We start from the raw sequence: 16,818 nt of genomic DNA on the forward strand, positions 1-16,818 counted from the left end.
CCTTACAGTTCACTTCGCGGGCCCACCGGCCCCATCGCCCTGTCCTGCCAGTCAGGGCCTTTCTCCACCCCCCTCCACTCCGGAAGGCGGCGATCATGACCGACCCCGTAGGAAAGCTTCCGAGCGAGCTCGACCAGCTCCCGGACCGTGACCCCGAGGAGACCGCCGAATGGGCGGCCTCCCTGGATGCCGTCACCAAGGCCGCGGGCCCGCACCGCGCCGCGTACCTGATGCGTCGCTCGCTCCAGCACGCCGAGGGCGCCGGTCTCGCGCTGCCCAAGCTGCTGGAGACCGACTACGTCAACTCCATCCCGACCGCCGCCGAGCCCGCGTTCGACGGCGACCTGGAGATGGAGTCCCGGATCACCGCCTGGAACCGCTGGAACGCGGCCGCGATGGTCACCCGTGGCTCCCGGCTCGGCGTCGGCGGCCACATCGCCACCTTCGCCTCGGCGGCCTGGCTGTACGAGACCGGCTTCAACCACTTCTTCCGCGGCAAGGAGGGGGACGGCTCCGGCGACCAGCTCTACATCCAGGGCCACGCCTCCCCCGGCATCTACGCCCGCGCCTTCCTCGACGGCCGGCTCAGCGAGCAGCAGCTCGACAACTTCCGCCAGGAGGCGGGCGGCGACGGTCTGCCGTCCTACCCGCACCCGCGGCGACTGCCCTGGCTGTGGGAGTTCCCCACCGTGTCGATGGGCCTCGGCCCTCTCTCGGCGATCTACCAGGCGCGCTTCAACCGCTACCTGGCCAACCGCAACATCAAGGACACGTCGAACTCGCACGTCTGGGCCTTCCTCGGCGACGGCGAGATGGACGAGCCCGAGTCGACCGCGGCCCTCGCCCTCGCGGCGCGTGAGCGGCTCGACAACCTGACCTTCGTCATCAACTGCAACCTGCAGCGCCTCGACGGTCCGGTCCGCGCCAACTTCCGTGTGGTCCAGGAGCTGGAGGGCGCGTTCCGCGGCGCCGGCTGGAACGTCGTCAAGACGCTCTGGGGCAACGCCTGGGACGAGCTGTTCCAACTGGACACCACCGGTGCGCTGGTCCGCCGGCTCCGGGAGGTCCCGGACGCGCAGTTCCAGACGTACGCCACCCGCGACGTCGCGTACATCCGCGAGCACTTCTTCGGCGCCGAGCCCGCGCTCGCCGAGCTGGCGAAGCTGCTCACCGACGCGAAGATCGCCGAGTGCTTCCACACCTCGCGCGGCGGCCACGAGGCCCGCAAGGTGTACGCGGCGTACAAGGCGGCTGTCGAGCACAAGGGCGCGCCGACCGTGATCCTCGCCCAGACGGTGAAGGGCTACACGCTCGGGCCCGGCTTCGAGTCGCGCAACGCCAACCACCAGATGAAGAAGCTCTCCGGCAAGGAGTTCCGCGCCATGCGGGACCTGCTGGAGCTGCCGATCCCGGACTCGAAACTCGACGAGGGCCTGGTGCCGTACGGCCACCCGGGCGCCGACTCCCCCGAGGTCCGCTACCTCCAGGAGCGCCGTGCCGCCCTCGGCGGTCCCGCCCCGGCCCGCCGGGTCCACGCGGTGGCGCTGCCCGAGCCCGACGAGCGTGCGTTCGCCGCGCTGAAGAAGGGCTCCGGCAAGCAGGAGCTGGCCACCACGATGGCGTTCGTACGCCTGGCCAAGGACCTGATGCGGGACAAGGAGACCGGCAGGCGCTGGGTTCCGATCGTCCCCGACGAGGCGCGCACCTTCGGCATGGAGGCGCTGTTCCCGTCGGCCGGCATCTACTCGCCGCTGGGGCAGACGTACGACCCGGTCGACCGCGACCAGCTGATGTACTACAAGGAAGCCAAGGACGGCCAGGTCCTCAACGAGGGCATCACCGAGGCCGGCGCGATGGCCGACTTCATCGCCGCGTCCACGTCGTACGCGACGCACGGCGAGCCGATGATCCCCTTCTACATCTTCTACTCGATGTTCGGCTGGCAGCGTACGGGCGACCAGTTCTGGCAGCTCGGCGACCAGCTCGGCCGCGGCTTCGTGGTCGGCGCCACCGCGGGCCGTACGACGCTGACGGGCGAGGGCCTCCAGCACGCGGACGGCCACTCCCACCTGATCGCCTCCACGAACCCGGCCGCGCTCAACTACGACCCGGCGTTCGCGTACGAGATCGCGGTGATCGTCAAGGACGGTCTGCGCCGGATGTACGGCCCCGAGGCCGAGAACGTCTTCTACTACCTGACGGTCTACAACGAGCCGAAGCCGCAGCCCGCGATGCCGGAAGGCGTCGAGGAGGGCATCGTCAAGGGCCTCTACCGCTTCAAGGAGGGCACGCCCGCGACGGCGGAAGCGCCGCGCGTGCAGCTGCTGGCCTCCGGTACGGCGATCCACTGGACCCTGGAGGCGCAGGAGCTGCTGGCCGCGGACTGGGGTGTCACGGCCGACGTCTGGTCCGCCACCTCGTGGGGCGAGCTGCGCCGCGAGGCGCTGGAGTGCGACGAGGCGCTGCTCCGCGGTGAGCAGCGGGTGCCGTACGTGACCCGGGCACTGGAGGGCGCACCGGGACCGGTCCTCGCGGTCAGCGACTGGATGCGACAGGTCCCGGACCAGATCAGCCAGTGGGTGGAGCAGGACTGGTCCTCGCTCGGCACGGACGGCTTCGGCCTCTCCGACACCCGCGACGCGGCCCGCCGCCACTTCGGCGTCGACGCCCAGTCGATCACGGTCGCGGCCCTGGCCCAGCTGGCCCGCCGCGGCGAGGTGACCGCGTCCGCGGTCAAGGAGGCCCGGGAGCGCTACGGGCTCTGACGCGCGAAGGCGGCCGGGGACGCCCGGCCGCCGTTCCGTCCCCGACCGCCGGACGGGCTTGAAGACCGAGCCCGTCCGGCGGTCGGCGCCGTCCTCGTGCCCGGCCGACGGCCGGAGCCACCACGTGACCGGCACATGGCTCGCAACCCGCTCACCACGGCCACAATGGCCCCATGCGTGCTGCCCGTCTCATCAAAATGGTGCTGCTCCTGCAGTCCCGCCCCGCCATGACCGCCGCCGAGCTCGCGCGGGAGCTGGAGGTGTCCGAGCGGACCGTCACCCGGGACGCGCAGGCACTCTCCGAGGCGGGCGTTCCGGTGTACGCGGACCGCGGCCGGGCCGGGGGCTACCGGCTCGTCGGGGGGTACCGCACACGGCTGACCGGACTCGCCCGCGACGAGGCCGAGGCGCTCTTCCTCTCCGGGCTGCCGTCCGCGCTGCGCGAGATGGGCCTGGAGGACGCCGCGTCCGCCGCCCGGCTCAAGGTGTCGGCGGCCCTGCTCCCTTCCCTGCGGGGCGCCTCGGACAGTGCCGCCCGGCGCTTCCACCTGGACGCTCCCGGCTGGTACCAGGAGCCGGTCACCCCCGAACTGCTGCCCGCCGTCGCGGAGGCGGTCCGGGACGACCGGATCGTCCACGCCCGCTACCGCCGCAGCGGCCGGGATCACGAGGTGGAGCGGGAGCTGGCCCCGTACGGGCTCGTACTGAAGGCCGGAGTCTGGTATCTCTGCGCCCGCGTGGCCGACGACTTCCGGGTGTACCGGATCGACCGGTTCTCGGCCGTCGCGGTGTCCGACGAGCGGTTCTCTCGTGACGAGCAGTTCGATCTGCGCGGCTTCTGGGACGAGCGGGCCGCCCAGTTCGCCCGCTCGCTCCTGCGTACCGAGGTGACGGTACGGGTGTCGCAGGAGGGTGTACGCCGACTGCCGTACGCCCTGGACCGTTCGGCGGTCAACGAAGCGCTGGACGCGGCCGGTCCGCCCGATGCGCGGGGGTGGCTCACGGTCATCCTGCCGGTCGAGTCCCTCGATATCGCGTACAGCCAACTGCTGGGCCTGGGTCCGGAGTTGGAAGTTCTCGAACCGGCCGCTCTGCGGGACCGTCTCCGCGCGGCCGCCGAACGCCTGCGCGAGCTCTATCGCTGAGGGGTTCTTTTCCCCGCGTCCGCGTGCGTCACTTCTCGTCAAGGCCGATGCTTGACCCGTGATGGACGAGACGGAGTTCTGGGAGATCATCGACAGCACCCGCGAGGCCGCCGAGGGCGACCCCGAGGACCAGGCCGACCTGCTCGTCGAACGGCTGATCCGGCTCGATCCCGAAGCCGTGCTGGATTTCGCCAGGCACTTCGAGGCCCGTTACCACCGCGCCTACCGCTGGGAGCTGTGGGGGGCCGCCGCCGTGCTGCTCGGCGGCGCGAGCGACGACGCCTTCGACTTCTTCCGCTGCTGGCTGATCGGGCAGGGGCGGGAGGTCTTCGAGGGCGCTCTGCACGACCCGGACAGCCTCGCCGATCTCCTCGACGACTTCGACGAGGAGATCGACGGGGACGCCGAGGATCTCGGCTACGCCGCCGACGAGGCGTACGAACAGCTCACCGGCGTGGTCGCCCCGGACCTCGGCCTGCCGCCCCGGACCGCCGAGCCGGAGGGCACGCCCTTCGGCCTTGAGGACGAGGCGGTTCTGGCGGAACGCTTCCCCGCGCTCTGGGCGCGGTTCGGGGCCGGCTGACCGTGTCCGGGGCGCTGCCGCCCCTCAGAAGTGGGTTCCGCCGTCGATCCGGATCTCCGTACCCGTGATGAACGCGCCGTCCTGCGATCCGAGCATCGCGACGACGCCCGCGACGGTCTCGGGGCCGGCGAAGCCCTCCCCGAGCGCCGGCGCCAGCTTCACGAAGAGCGACATGTCGGCATCGGCGGGCAGTCCCGGGCCCTTGCCGCTGGTCATGTCGGAGGAGATCGAGCCGGGCGCGACGGCGACGAACCGAAGCCCCTGCTTGCTGTACTCGCTCGCCAGCGCGTGCGTCATCGACTGGATGCCGCCCTTGCTCGCCGCGTACGCCGACATGTAGGGGTGCGCGAAGCTCGCCGAGGTGGAGGAGAAGTTCACGACGGCCGGCTGGTCACCGGCGAGCAGGGCCGGTATGGCCTCGCGGATCATCAGGAACGTACCCGTGAGGTTGACCGCGATGATCTTGTTGAAGAACTCCAGCGACGTCTTGTGCGTGTGCTCGGAGCGCAGGATTCCGGCCGCGTTGACCAGTACGTCCAGGCCCCCGAGGGTGGCTACGGCGGAGGCGACGCCCGCCTGGACCGCCGCCTCGTCCGAGATGTCGAGGACGAGGGTGGTGAGGCGGTCGGCGGTGCCGTTCGCCACGGCCGTCTCCTGGGTGGCCTTCAGCCCGGCCTCGTTGACGTCGGCCGCGACGACACGGCCGCCCTCGGCGAGGACGCGGTGGACGGTGGCCTGTCCGATGCCGGAGCCACCACCGGTGATGAGTACGCGGCGGCCTTCGTAACGGTTCATGTCTGTTCTCTCCCGATCCGGGTGACTGCTGTCCCGAGGCTCTCGATAGCGCCTCGATCGGTGTCCACCGTACGCCCACATGACACGTTTTGCCACGGCGGCATTTCACGCACACTTCTCCCCTGCCGAGGTAATCTCCTGGGAATGAGCCCCAAGCCGAGTCAGCCGTCCCTCACCGAGCGCCGCAAGGCCGCGACCCAGCTGGACATCGCGCGCGCCGCCGCCGCGCTCTTCGCCGAGCGCGGTCCCGACGGCACCACGGCGGAGGACATCGCCCGTCGGGCGGGCGTCGCGCTGCGCACCTTCTACCGGTACTTCCGCTCCAAGCAGGACGCGGTGGGCCCGCTGCTCTCCGGCGGCGCCGAGCGCTGGCGGGCGCTGCTGGAGGCGGCCGAGCCGGGGAAGGCGCTCGCCGAGGTCCTGGAGCAGGCGGTCACCGAGGCGCTCCGGGTGCCGGGCGCGGACGCCGCCGAGCAGCTCGGCTGGACGCGCGGGCTACTGCGGGCGGCGGTGGAGGACCCGGCTCTGCGTGCCGTCTGGTACCGGGTCAATCAGGATTCGGAGGAACGGCTGCTGCCGGTGCTGGCCCGGCTGGCGGGCGACGGGGCGGACCCGCTGGAGGTCCGGCTCGCCGCCGCCGCGGCCACGGACGCGGTACGTGTCGCGCTGGAGGCCTGGGCGCAGACGGAGGCGCCGGCCGACGGGCCCGGCTCACCCGCCGAACTGGCGGTGCGCTGCCTCCACGAACTCATGGGCGGCATGCGGCTGTTCAAGGACTGAACGGGAAACGCGGGGTCACGCGGCGAGCGGACGGCCCATCATGACGTCGTCGACGTAACGCCCGTTCAGGAAGAACTCACCGGGCAGCACACCCTCGACGACGAACCCCTCCGACTCGTACAGGGCTCGCGCGGGTGCGTTGTGCGCGAGCACCCGCAGCGTCATCCGGTTCGCCCCGTCGCCGCGTGCCGCCGCGAACGCCGCCCGCAGCAGGGCCCTGGCGACACCGCGGCCACGCGCCCAGTCGGCCACGGCGAGGCCCTGTATCTGCCGGACGTGCGTGTTGCAGGCCAGCGGGGTCGGCGGGACCAACCTGGTGTATCCGGCCAGACACACCTCGCCCGCCCCGTTCTCCGCCTCGGCCACGAGGAAGTCCGCGGGCTTGTGGCGGTCGTCGAAGAACGGTGCGTACGGCGTCCGGGGCCTCGGTGTCACGGCGTGCAGCGTCGACCAGGTGGAGCGGTCGAGCTCGCCGAGAGCGGCTTCGTCGGACGGAGCGGCGGGACGGACGAGGCGGACCGGGTGCGTGGGGTTCTCGGGCATGCGCGCCACTGTGCCACGCCTCCCTCTCCCGGTCAGCCCCGTTTCGGAGCCCGACGGCCCGCCGCCGACTCGGCAGGCCGTCGGCCCGGCGAGCGGGGCGCACGGGGACCGCTGCGGCAGGATGGACCCATGCTGCACACCCGTATCGCTGTCACCGGAGCATCCGGACTCATCGGAGCGGCGCTGGTGCGCTCGCTGCGGGCCGACGGACACGAGGTCGTACGCCTGGTGCGGCGTCCGGCGCGGGCCGGCGACGAGGTGGAATGGGATCCCGGGCGCGGGTACGTCGACGTGGCGGGCCTGGTGGGCTGCGACGCGGTCGTCCATCTCGCCGGGGCCGGGGTCGGCGACCACCGCTGGACACCTGCGTACAAGCGGGAGATCCGGGACAGCCGGGTGCTCGGAACGACGGCGATCGCCGAGGCCGTCGCCTCACTGGAGGTGCCGCCGAAGGTGCTGCTGTCCGGGTCGGCCATCGGCTACTACGGCGACACCGGGGACCGCGCGGTCGACGAGAGCGCCCCGGCCGGCGAGGGCTTCCTGCCGTCCGTGTGTGTGGAGTGGGAGGCGGCCACGGCCGCCGCTCAGGAGGCGGGCATCCGGACCGCGCACGCGCGCACCGGCCTGGTCGTCGGCCGTGAGGGGGGTGCCTGGGGCCGGCTCTTCCCACTGTTCCGCGCGGGGCTCGGCGGGCGGCTGGGCAACGGACGCCAGTACTGGAGCTTCATCGCGCTGCACGACGAGGTCGCGGCGCTGCGGCACATCCTGGACACGGAGTCGCTGTCGGGCCCGGTGAATCTGACCGGCCCCGACCCCGTCACCAACGCGGAGGTGACGGCCGCGATGGGGCGGGTGCTGCGCCGCCCCACGCTGCTGAGCGCTCCGGCACCCGCCCTGCGGATCGCCCTGGGGGACTTCGCCCAGGATGTACTGGGGAGCCAGCGGGTCCTGCCGGGCAAGCTGCTGGACTCGGGCTTCGTGTTCGCCTTCCCCGGAATCGACGCGGCGATCCGCGCGGCGCTGCGCTGAGCGCACCGGGACGACACCGGCGCTCGCGGGACCGCGCCCCGCGGAGCCGGGGCGCGCACATCCACCACGGAATCGGACGGACATGCGACCCCGTGCAACGGTGCCCCGGCCGCGCGCGACTGCGCCCGCGCCGGACGCCCTCCTAGCCTCCTTGCGAACTCGGGCATTCCGGGGGCCTGTTGGGGGCAAGAGCCTCCCAGTAGTTGCGCCGACTCGGGGAGGGGCACGTGCTCAGCTCGGCACATCGCGCGGACGTCGTCATCATCGGAGCCGGGATCGCCGGCCTGTCAGCCGCTCACCAACTGATCAGCGCAGGGGTAAGTGTCAGCGTCCTGGAGGCCGGCCCCCGGGTCGGCGGCCGGATGACCACGGCCGACGTGGACGGCTTCCGGCTCGACCACGTCGGCCCGCTGCTCAGCACCTCGTACCCGGAACTGCGCCGGATACCCGCCCTCGAAGGTCTCGCACTGCGCACCTTCGCGCCGGGCGTGCTCGTCCACAGCGAGGGCCGTCAGTACCGGACGGGCGATGTGCGGGGCGCACGGGGCGCATTCAAGGCGGCGCGCGCCCTGGCAAGCGCCCCCCGTCCGCCGATGGGCGGGCCGATCGACCAGGCCAGGCTGGGCGCCGCCCTGACCCGGCTCGCCGCCACCTCGGCCACCCGCATCCTGGCCCGGCCCGAGCAGACCGCGCTCGCCGCGCTGTCCCACCGCGGCCTGACCTCCCGTACCATCAACGGCTTTCTGCGCCCACTGCTCTCCGCGCTTCTCAGCGATCCGGACCTCACCACGTCCAGCCGGTGCGCCGATCTCGCGCTGCGCGGCTACGCGCGCGGCAGGCTGTGCGTACCCGAGGGCGGCTCGGGAGAGCTGCCCGAGCTGCTCGCCGCCGCCCTGCCGCCCGGCACCGTGCGGACGGGCGTGCATGTCACCGCCGCCGACATCACCTCGGTCCGCACCAAGGAGCACGGCGAACTGGGCTGCCGTTCCCTGCTGTTGGCGACCGGCGCGGGAGCCGCCGCCGAGCTGCTGCCCGGACTGCGGATGCCGTCCTTCCACCCCGTGACGGTCCTTCACCACACCGCCCCGGCTCCCCCGCCGACCGGCGCCTCGCTACTGCTGGACGCCGACCGTTCCGGACCGGTCGCGCACACCGCGGTGATGAGCGCCGTCGACCCCTCGCGCGCCCCGCACGGCCGGACCCTGGTCAGCTCGACGGTGCTCGGCACCCCGCCGTCCGACCTGGACCGCACGGTCCGTGCCCATCTCGCCGCCCTGTACGGCACTCCCACGGATGACTGGGAACTGCTGGCCGCCCACCACGATCCCGAGGCCGTCCCCGCGATGCCGGCCCCGCACGATCTGCGCCGCCCGGTCCGGCTGCTCGCCGGGCTGTACGTGTGCGGCGACCACCGCGACACGAGCTCGGTCCAGGGCGCGCTGTTCTCGGGGCGCCGCGCGGCCGACGCGATCCTCACCGACCTGGGCGTACGGCCGGGGTACGGAAGCGAGGCGGTACTGACCGAAGCGGCGTAGGGCCCGGCCCCGGGGCGCCGGGCCCGTCCGGTGGCCGCCCCGGGCTCATCCCAGCGCGGCCACCCGCTCGCGGTACCCCCGCACCGCTGCCGCGTCCCGGAACGGCTCAAGGCGGCGCTCGAAGTCCCGTACGTACTCCGTCGCCCGTACCGACCGCATCTCCGCCGCCTGCTGCGCGGCCTCGGCGCCGAGCACACACGCCTGGTCGAGCTCACCGAGCCCGAGCCGCGCGCAGGCCAGCACCACCCGGCAGAACAGCCGGCTGCGGGCGTACGCCGGAGCGCGGAGCTCAAGGGAGCGCTCCGCGTGCTGCACCGCGGCCCGGTACTGCTGCAGATCCCGGTGGCAGTGGCCGAATTCGTCGGCGAGCTGGGCCTCGTCGAAATGCCGTGCCCAGTGCGGCACCTCGTCCCCGGTGCGGGCGCTCTCCAGCGCGCGTTCCGCCCGCGCCAGCGAGGCGGTGCAGGGCCTGGCCTCGCCGAGCACCCCGTGCCCCCGTGCCTCGACGGCGTGCAGCAGCGCCTGGACGACGGGCGGCGCCGACGAGCCGATGCCCTGCTGAGCGACGCGCGCCAGCTGTACGGCCTCCCTGCCGTGCCCGAGATAGACCGCCTGCCGGCTCATGGTGATCAGGACGTAGCTGCCGTACGCGCGGTCACCGGCGGCCTGGGCGAGCCGCAGGGCCTGGACGAAGTAGCGCTGGGCCAGGCCGTGGGCCGCGATGTCGTACGAGGTCCAGCCCGCCAGCCGGGTCAGATCGGCGGCGGCGGAGAAGAGCCGGCGCCCGGTGGCCTCCCCGTACGTCCCGCGCAGCATCGGTTCCGTCTCGTGCTCCAGGTACCGGACGAGGGCCTGCCGGGCGTGGCCGCCGCCGTAGGCGTTGTCGAGGGTGCGGAAGAGCTCTCCGACCGAACGCAGTGCGGCGACGTCACCGCTGCTGACCCGCTGGCCGGGGCCCCGGTCGTACTGCCGCTGCCGGGGTACGCCGGGGGCACCCGGCAGCCCGCCTCCCGGGGGGACTGGGCCTGCCGAGGGGGCGGGGGATCCGGGTGGGGCGGACGGTCCGGAGGGCCGGGACGGCGCGGGCCCGCGGGCCGCGGCGTTGCGGCCGGCGGCCGCCCCGGTTCCCGTCCCGCCGTGCCCGCCGCCGGGCCAGTGCGAACCGTGCGCCCCGTGTAACCCCGGTGCCCCGCGCGTCCCGCCGGGACCACCGGCCCGCCTCGGAGCCACGACCTCGGCAGTCCCTGCGATCCCGGAGGCCCCCGCGCCCCCGACGGACCGGCCCGGCCCACCGGCCGCTCGGGCGCCGTCGGCCGCATGAGCACCGTCCGCCCCGCCCGGCACCGGCGGCGAGGACGTGCTCCCCCGTCCCACCCACTCGTCGGCCCGGCCGATCAGCCAGTCCCTGCTGGGGACGACGAGCCCGGCCGGGGTGAAGGCGATCTTGCGCAGCTCCGCATGGCTGCCCGAGTCCTTCCGCCACAGTCCGCTGACGATGTCGACCGCCTCGGCGGGCGTGGCCGCGAACTCCAGGCCCGCGTAGACGGGTGCGCACGCGTCGAGGCCCAGGTCCTGGGCGGAGAGGCGGCGTCCGAGGCGTCGGGTGAAGACCTCGGCGATCAGCGCGGGCGTGGTCCCGCGCGGCTGCTGTCCGCGCAGCCAGCGGGTCACGGAGGTCTTGTCGTACCGCAGGTCGAGACCGTGTTCCAGGCCGAGTTGGTCCACTCTTCGGGCGAGACCGGCATGGGAGAAACCGGCCTCGGTGATGAGCGAGGCGAGTCGGCGGTTGGGGGTGCGCTGCGGAGGTCGTTCCGACATCAGCTGTACGGTCTCCTGCCTTCGGGGCCGGGCGGGCAGCCCTAATGGAACGGCGCGAATTTAGCGGCCTCTGCGGCGGCCACAGCCACCATCGCTTCACTTTCATCCGATCGTGTGAGGATTGGGTGGTGGTACTGACGGGATCGACCTGCCGGACCGCCGCCCGGTGGCCGGTCGTACAGTGGCTTGGGGCCGATTCAGTGCAGGGTGGTGTGGCTCCGGACATCCCGGCTCCAGTCACCGCGAGTAGGGAGGCATCTGTCGTGAGCGAGCTTCGGTTCGTCCGGCTGGGATTCGGCGAGGAATCCGTCGACTACCAGGAGGCCTGGCAGAAGCAGCGCGAGGTGCACGCGGCCAGGTTCGAGGACGCCGTCCCCGACACCTGTCTGCTGCTGGAACACCCGCCCGTCTACACGGCGGGGCGGCGCACGACCGACAGTGAGCGCCCGCTGGACGGCACCCCGGTCATCGATGTGGACCGCGGCGGCAAGATCACCTGGCACGGCCCCGGACAGCTGGTCGGCTACCCGATCCAGAAGCTGCCCCGACCGGTCGATGTCGTCGCGCACGTCCGCCGACTGGAGGACGCGCTGATCCGTACCGCCGCCGAATTCGGTCTGGAGACCTCCCGGGTCGAGGGCCGCAGCGGGGTCTGGGTGCTCGGCGACCCGGTCGAGGAGCGTCCGGCGATCGGTGGCCTCTCCCTCGACTTCGATCCGCGGCTGCACGACGAGGAGTTCGACGCGCGGCTGAACGGCCCCGAGTACGCCCCGTCCAACGCCGGCCAGCGGCGCGAGGACCGCAAGCTGGCCGCGATCGGCATCCGGGTCGCGAAGGGCGTGACCATGCACGGCTTCGCGTTCAACGTGAACCCGGACAACACCTGGTTCGACCGCATCGTGCCGTGCGGGATCCGGGACGCGGGCGTCACGTCGCTCGCGTACGAGCTGGGCCGCGACATCGGAATCGAGGAGGTGCTCCCGGTCGTCGAGAAGCACCTCAAGGACGTCCTGGAGAACGCGGAATTCGCCCCGCGCACCATCGAACGCCCGACGGATGCCGTGGCCACGGCGTGACGGCCCGGGCATTCGGCCGGGAATAGGCCCTGTCGGCCACAGGTTGGCCGGACGTAAGGCCGTTTGAACCACGGGCGTACCCTGGTGTTCGCCGAAGAATCCAATGCAGTGAAAGCAAAGGGGAGTGCCGGAGTGTCCGCTGTCGCACCCGACGGGCGCAAGATGCTGCGCCTTGAGGTCCGGAACAGCCAGACCCCCATCGAGCGCAAGCCCGAGTGGATCAAAACCCGGGCGAAGATGGGCCCCGAGTACAACCAGCTGCAGAAGCTCGTGAAGAGCGAGGGTCTGCACACGGTGTGCCAGGAGGCCGGCTGCCCCAACATCTTCGAGTGCTGGGAGGACCGCGAGGCCACGTTCCTCATCGGTGGCGACCAGTGCACCCGGCGCTGTGACTTCTGCCAGATCGACACGGGCAAGCCGCAGGCGCTGGACCGGGACGAGCCCCGCAGGGTCGGCGAGTCCGTGGTCACGATGGACCTGAACTACGCCACCATCACCGGCGTCGCACGCGACGACCTGGAGGACGGCGGTGCCTGGCTGTACGCGGAGACCGTGCGCCAGATCCACGCGCTGACCGCGGAGCGGGAGGCCGGCCGCACCAAGGTCGAGCTGCTGATCCCCGACTTCAACGCGGTTCCCGAGCAGCTCGCCGAGGTCTTCTCCGCCCGCCCCGAGGTGCTCGCGCACAACGTCGAGACGGTGCCGCGGATCTTCAAGCGGATCCGCCCCGGCTTCCGTTACGAGCGCTCCCTGGAGGTCATCACGCGGGCCCGCGAGGCCGGTCTGGTGACCAAGTCCAACCTGATCCTCGGCATGGGCGAGACCCGCGAGGAAGTCAGCGAGGCGCTCCAGGACCTGTACGACGCGGGTTGCGAGCTGATCACGATCACGCAGTACCTGCGGCCGTCCGTGCGACACCACCCGGTCGAGCGCTGGGTGAAGCCGCAGGAGTTCGTGGAGCTGAAGGAGGAGGCCGACGAGATCGGCTACTCCGGTGTGATGTCCGGGCCGCTGGTCCGCTCCTCGTACCGCGCGGGCCGTCTTTTCCAGCAGGCGATCGAGCGTCGCGGCGCCGTCGCGGCGGCGCCCGCCGTGTGAATCCGAGCACAAGAGACTACCGCCCGGTAACAACTGATTCGACGCGGCCCGTACGCTCCCCGCAGGTCGGGGGCGCGTATGGGCCGCGTCGACGTGCGCTCCGCCCGGATCAAGGTTTCATTGGTGTTTGACCGACCGGTCATGCGCTGGTAACACCGAGCAGTGACGCTGGGTGCTTACGGTGCAGTGGTTCCACGGGCCGCTGCCACAGCCGCTTCCCGCACCCGACGCACGCCACCCACTTCGCGCAACGCAGTCCCGGGTAGCTCAACCCGGGCAGCTGAGTCCACGCCACTCAGTCCGCACATCCGCTCCGAGGAGATTTCCACGATGCAGGCCGTGCCGGTACGCGCCACCGCCATCCCTTCCGTCACCGATGCTCTTCGCGCCGTCGAGTCGCTGCTGCTGAGCAGCGGCCAGCGCACCGCCCGCCGCAATGCCTGGACCGCCGTCCTGGAGGACCGGCGCCGGGCCAAGGACCGGGTCGAGACCGAGTACGTACTGGAGGCCGCGGCCGACCACCGTTCTTGAGCCACGTAAACTTCTGTACATGGCGAGGAAGGCAAACACTGAAGGCGCGGACAGCGCCGAGAACGCGGGGCGGCTCAAGCAGATCGCCCTGACCTACAAGATGACCCGGCGGACCGACTCCAAGATCGGTCTTGTCGTCGCGGGTGTGGGAATCGTCACCTTCGGTGTGCTTCTCGCGGTCGGCTTCGTGATCGGCCACCCGGTCTACCTCGGCATCCTGGGCTTCATGCTGGCCCTCCTCGCGATGGCGATCGTCTTCGGACGGCGTGCCGAGCGCGCGGCCTTCGGGCAGATGGAAGGACAGCCCGGCGCCGCGGCGGCGGTGCTGGACCGGGTGGGCCGTGGCTGGACCACGACACCCGCGGTCGCGATGAACCGCAGCCAGGACGTCGTCCACCGTGCCGTGGGCAAGGCGGGCATCGTGCTGGTCGGCGAGGGCAACCCGAACCGGGTGAAGCTGCTGCTCGCGGCCGAGAAGAAGAAGATGGCGCGCATCCTGGTCGACGTACCGGTGCACGACATCATCGTCGGCAACGACGAGGGCCAGGTGCCGCTCAAGAAGGTGCGCACCAAGATGCTGAAGCTGCCGCGCGTACTGACCGGCCCGCAGGTGACGGCCGCCAACGACCGGCTGCGCGCGATGGGCGACCTGATGAGCAACATGCCGCTGCCCAAGGGCCCGATGCCGAAGGGGACGCGGATGCCGCGCGGCGGCAAGATGCGCTGACGCTTCCGTCGTTCCCGCTGTTCCTGCTGTATCCGCACACGGCCGCTGCACGTGTGAAGGGGGCGGGTTGCGAACCGAACCGGTTCGCAACCCGCCCCCTTCCCTGTTCCGTCCTTGGCATCGCGGCCTCGGCGACCGCCCCCTCGGCCGTCCGTCCTCGGCTCAGATACGGACCTGAACCGCGCGGGCCAGCCGGTCGTGCAGGCCACGGCCGTCGCGGTCCCAGACCAGGGCCGGGATCACGACGCACAGCAGCACGCTCCGGACGACCACTCGGCCGAAAGTGAGCCGGCCGCCGCTCTCGGCGACGACCCTGATGCCCAGGAGGCGCTTGCCGGGCGTGCAGCCGATGGTGCCGACGGTGAGCACACTCAGTACGAGAAAGACGCCGAGCGCCCAGTTTCCCGCCGCCTGCTGGTCACCGTGAGCGAGCAGCCCGTATGCGATCACCAGGCACAGGGCCCAGTCGATGAAGATCGCACCGAAACGCCGGCCGAGCGGCGCCACGGATCCCGGGCCGTGCTCGGGCAGACCGAGCCGCTTGCCCCGGTAGCCGAAGTCGGCCCCCATTTCCTCGGCGGCCGCGCGCGGCCCTGAGAGCCACGATCCGATTGCTTGCCTGTTGTCCACCCGACCACGGTACTGCGCCCGCCCGTGCCACCCGCCGGGCGGGGGGCCGCCGAGGGCCCGCGCGGCGGCCCTCAGGAGGAGCCCGGAACCGGCCACGAGGTGCCGCTCACACCCGGCTCGGTTAACTTCTGCGAAACAAATGGGTCATGCTTGAGAAATCCGGTCTGCCTATGGTCGGGTCCAGCGTGTGCCACCGCACTGGCCGCACCACGAGCTACAACCCCGTCCTTCCCGGGTCGGGAGTAGGAGGAGTTGGATGTTCCAGAACGCCGACGACGCGAAGAAGTTCATCGCCGACGAAGACGTCAAGTTCATCGATGTCCGGTTCTGTGACCTGCCCGGTGTGATGCAGCACGTCACCGTCCCGGCGGCGACCTTCGACCCGGCCGACGAGCTTGCCTTCGACGGCTCGTCGATCCGCGGCTTCCAGGCCATCCACGAGTCCGACATGGCGCTGCGCGCGGACCTGTCGACCGCCCGTGTCGACCCCTTCCGCCGCGACAAGACCATCAACATCAACTTCTTCATCCACGACCCGATCACCGGCGAGCAGTACAGCCGTGACCCGCGGAACGTGGCCAAGAAGGCCGAGGCGTACCTCGCCTCCACCGGCATCGCCGACACGGCGTACTTCGGCCCCGAGGCCGAGTTCTACGTCTTCGACAACGTCCGCTTCCAGACGTCGGCGAACGAGAGCTTCTACCACATCGACTCCGAGGCCGGCGCCTGGAACACCGGTGCGGTCGAGAACAACCGTGGGTACAAGGTCCGTTACAAGGGCGGCTACTTCCCGGTCCCGCCGGTCGACCACTTCGCCGACCTGCGCGCCGAGATGTCCCTGGAGCTGGAGAAGAGCGGCCTGCAGATCGAGCGCCAGCACCACGAGGTCGGCACCGCCGGCCAGGCCGAGATCAACTACAAGTTCAACACGCTGCTCGCCGCGGCCGACGACCTGATGCTCTTCAAGTACATCGTGAAGAACGTCGCCTGGCGCAACGGCAAGACCGCGACCTTCATGCCGAAGCCGATCTTCGGCGACAACGGCTCGGGCATGCACGTCCACCAGTCCCTGTGGGCCGGCGGCGACCCGCTGTTCTACGACGAGCAGGGTTACGCGGGACTCTCGGACATCGCCCGCTACTACATCGGCGGCATCCTCAAGCACGCCCCGTCGCTGCTGGCCTTCACGAACCCGACGGTGAACTCGTACCACCGCCTGGTCCCCGGCTTCGAGGCCCCGGTCAACATGGTGTACTCGCAGCGCAACCGTTCCGCCGCGATGCGTATCCCGATCACGGGCTCCAACCCGAAGGCCAAGCGCGTCGAGTTCCGCGCCCCGGACCCGTCGTCGAACCCGTACCTCGCCTTCTCCGCCCTGCTGATGGCGGGCCTCGACGGCATCAAGAACAAGATCGAGCCCGCCGAGCCGATCGACAAGGACCTCTACGAGCTGGCTCCCGAGGAGCACGCGAACGTCCAGCAGGTCCCGACCTCCCTCCCGGCCGTCCTGGAGGCGCTGGAGGCGGACAACGAGTACCTGCAGGCCGGTGGCGTCTTCACCTCCGACCTGATCGAGACGTGGATCGACTACAAGCGCACCAACGAGATCGCCCCGATCCAGCTGCGCCCGCACCCGCACGAGTTCGAGCTGTACTTCGACCTCTAGACCCAACGCCGTTCAGTTAGGCGTGAAGGTCGTACGTCAAGGCTGGTGAACGAGGCAGCGGAGCTGCTGTAGAAGAGGTCTGTCACTCCAAGACATC

Annotated in this window: 15 protein-coding genes; 11 read left to right on the forward strand and 4 right to left on the reverse strand. The window is 71.4% G+C overall.

Annotation, left to right across the window (positions count from 1 at the left end; all coding sequences use genetic code 11):
• Positions 1 to 95: 95 nt before the first annotated feature.
• From aceE to ACZ68L_RS36205, 3 genes are all read left to right on the forward strand, one after another.
• The gene (gene aceE / locus ACZ68L_RS36195; protein WP_469586035.1) at positions 96 to 2,765 is read left to right on the forward strand and encodes a pyruvate dehydrogenase (acetyl-transferring), homodimeric type; all 2,670 of its coding nucleotides are present in this window, start codon (positions 96 to 98) and stop codon (positions 2,763 to 2,765) included.
• A 173-nt stretch (positions 2,766 to 2,938) separates the two neighbouring features.
• On the forward strand, positions 2,939 to 3,910 hold the full coding sequence (locus ACZ68L_RS36200; protein WP_469586040.1) for a helix-turn-helix transcriptional regulator: 972 nt from the start codon (positions 2,939 to 2,941) through the stop codon (positions 3,908 to 3,910).
• Positions 3,911 to 3,971: 61 nt separating this feature from the next.
• Complete coding sequence (locus ACZ68L_RS36205; protein WP_469586078.1) at positions 3,972 to 4,493, forward strand: DUF4240 domain-containing protein; 522 nt, start codon at positions 3,972 to 3,974, stop codon at positions 4,491 to 4,493.
• Between the two features lie 24 nt (positions 4,494 to 4,517).
• Here ACZ68L_RS36205 and ACZ68L_RS36210 read toward each other — a convergent pair whose 3' ends face one another.
• Entirely contained in the window at positions 4,518 to 5,288 is a 771-nt protein-coding gene (locus ACZ68L_RS36210) for an SDR family NAD(P)-dependent oxidoreductase (RefSeq protein ID WP_469586044.1), read from the reverse strand.
• Between the two features lie 144 nt (positions 5,289 to 5,432).
• Between ACZ68L_RS36210 and ACZ68L_RS36215 the strand changes: the two genes are divergently transcribed.
• Positions 5,433 to 6,068: a TetR/AcrR family transcriptional regulator gene (locus ACZ68L_RS36215; protein WP_469586046.1), complete on the forward strand. Its 636-nt coding sequence runs from the start codon at positions 5,433 to 5,435 to the stop codon at positions 6,066 to 6,068.
• A 15-nt stretch (positions 6,069 to 6,083) separates the two neighbouring features.
• Here ACZ68L_RS36215 and ACZ68L_RS36220 read toward each other — a convergent pair whose 3' ends face one another.
• Positions 6,084 to 6,611, reverse strand: coding sequence for a GNAT family N-acetyltransferase (locus ACZ68L_RS36220; protein WP_469586049.1), 528 nt, complete (start codon positions 6,609 to 6,611; stop codon positions 6,084 to 6,086).
• Between the two features lie 129 nt (positions 6,612 to 6,740).
• On the opposite strand from ACZ68L_RS36220, the gene ACZ68L_RS36225 reads away from it, so the two are divergent.
• Positions 6,741 to 7,640 (forward strand): TIGR01777 family oxidoreductase, encoded by a 900-nt coding sequence (locus ACZ68L_RS36225; RefSeq protein ID WP_469586052.1) that lies wholly within the window; start codon positions 6,741 to 6,743, stop codon positions 7,638 to 7,640.
• 227 nt (positions 7,641 to 7,867) lie between these two features.
• Positions 7,868 to 9,175 carry an NAD(P)/FAD-dependent oxidoreductase gene (locus tag ACZ68L_RS36230; RefSeq protein ID WP_469586055.1) on the forward strand — a complete coding sequence of 436 codons (1,308 nt, stop codon included), beginning with the start codon at positions 7,868 to 7,870 and terminating at the stop codon, positions 9,173 to 9,175.
• A gap of 45 nt (positions 9,176 to 9,220) precedes the next feature.
• On the opposite strand, the gene ACZ68L_RS36235 is transcribed toward ACZ68L_RS36230, so the two are convergent.
• Positions 9,221 to 10,993, reverse strand: coding sequence for a regulator (locus ACZ68L_RS36235; protein ID WP_469586058.1), 1,773 nt, complete (start codon positions 10,991 to 10,993; stop codon positions 9,221 to 9,223).
• A gap of 263 nt (positions 10,994 to 11,256) precedes the next feature.
• Between ACZ68L_RS36235 and lipB the strand changes: the two genes are divergently transcribed.
• From lipB to ACZ68L_RS36255, 4 genes are all read left to right on the forward strand, one after another.
• Positions 11,257 to 12,069: a lipoyl(octanoyl) transferase LipB gene (gene lipB, locus ACZ68L_RS36240; RefSeq protein ID WP_469586061.1), complete on the forward strand. Its 813-nt coding sequence runs from the start codon at positions 11,257 to 11,259 to the stop codon at positions 12,067 to 12,069.
• 132 nt (positions 12,070 to 12,201) lie between these two features.
• A complete protein-coding gene (gene lipA / locus ACZ68L_RS36245; RefSeq protein ID WP_351083238.1) occupies positions 12,202 to 13,167 on the forward strand; it encodes a lipoyl synthase in 966 nt (321 codons plus the stop codon).
• Positions 13,168 to 13,497: 330 nt separating this feature from the next.
• On the forward strand, positions 13,498 to 13,698 hold the full coding sequence (locus ACZ68L_RS36250; RefSeq protein WP_114244165.1) for an SCO2195 family GlnR-regulated protein: 201 nt from the start codon (positions 13,498 to 13,500) through the stop codon (positions 13,696 to 13,698).
• 19 nt (positions 13,699 to 13,717) lie between these two features.
• Positions 13,718 to 14,425, forward strand: coding sequence for a DUF4191 domain-containing protein (locus tag ACZ68L_RS36255; RefSeq protein WP_469586069.1), 708 nt, complete (start codon positions 13,718 to 13,720; stop codon positions 14,423 to 14,425).
• A gap of 162 nt (positions 14,426 to 14,587) precedes the next feature.
• Here the strand turns inward: ACZ68L_RS36255 and ACZ68L_RS36260 are convergent, their stop codons facing one another.
• Positions 14,588 to 15,055: an RDD family protein gene (locus tag ACZ68L_RS36260; RefSeq protein WP_469586072.1), complete on the reverse strand. Its 468-nt coding sequence runs from the start codon at positions 15,053 to 15,055 to the stop codon at positions 14,588 to 14,590.
• A gap of 256 nt (positions 15,056 to 15,311) precedes the next feature.
• Between ACZ68L_RS36260 and glnA the strand changes: the two genes are divergently transcribed.
• Positions 15,312 to 16,721, forward strand: a complete 1,410-nt coding sequence (gene glnA, locus ACZ68L_RS36265) for a type I glutamate--ammonia ligase (RefSeq protein WP_469586075.1) — start codon at positions 15,312 to 15,314, stop codon at positions 16,719 to 16,721.
• Positions 16,722 to 16,818: the final 97 nt, after the last annotated feature.

This window comes from Streptomyces sp. NPDC104309 (assembly GCF_055584025.1).

Coding starts and splice junctions, on each gene's coding strand:
- glnA (WP_469586075.1), top strand. CDS start 15,312: ATGTTCCAGAACGCCGACGACGCGAAGAAGTTCATCGCCGACGAAGAC.
- ACZ68L_RS36255 (WP_469586069.1), top strand. CDS start 13,718: ATGGCGAGGAAGGCAAACACTGAAGGCGCGGACAGCGCCGAGAACGCG.
- ACZ68L_RS36235 (WP_469586058.1), bottom strand. CDS start 10,993: ATGTCGGAACGACCTCCGCAGCGCACCCCCAACCGCCGACTCGCCTCG.
- aceE (WP_469586035.1), top strand. CDS start 96: ATGACCGACCCCGTAGGAAAGCTTCCGAGCGAGCTCGACCAGCTCCCG.
- ACZ68L_RS36250 (WP_114244165.1), top strand. CDS start 13,498: ATGCAGGCCGTGCCGGTACGCGCCACCGCCATCCCTTCCGTCACCGAT.
- ACZ68L_RS36215 (WP_469586046.1), top strand. CDS start 5,433: ATGAGCCCCAAGCCGAGTCAGCCGTCCCTCACCGAGCGCCGCAAGGCC.
- ACZ68L_RS36220 (WP_469586049.1), bottom strand. CDS start 6,611: ATGCCCGAGAACCCCACGCACCCGGTCCGCCTCGTCCGTCCCGCCGCT.
- ACZ68L_RS36210 (WP_469586044.1), bottom strand. CDS start 5,288: ATGAACCGTTACGAAGGCCGCCGCGTACTCATCACCGGTGGTGGCTCC.
- ACZ68L_RS36200 (WP_469586040.1), top strand. CDS start 2,939: ATGCGTGCTGCCCGTCTCATCAAAATGGTGCTGCTCCTGCAGTCCCGC.
- ACZ68L_RS36225 (WP_469586052.1), top strand. CDS start 6,741: ATGCTGCACACCCGTATCGCTGTCACCGGAGCATCCGGACTCATCGGA.
- ACZ68L_RS36205 (WP_469586078.1), top strand. CDS start 3,972: ATGGACGAGACGGAGTTCTGGGAGATCATCGACAGCACCCGCGAGGCC.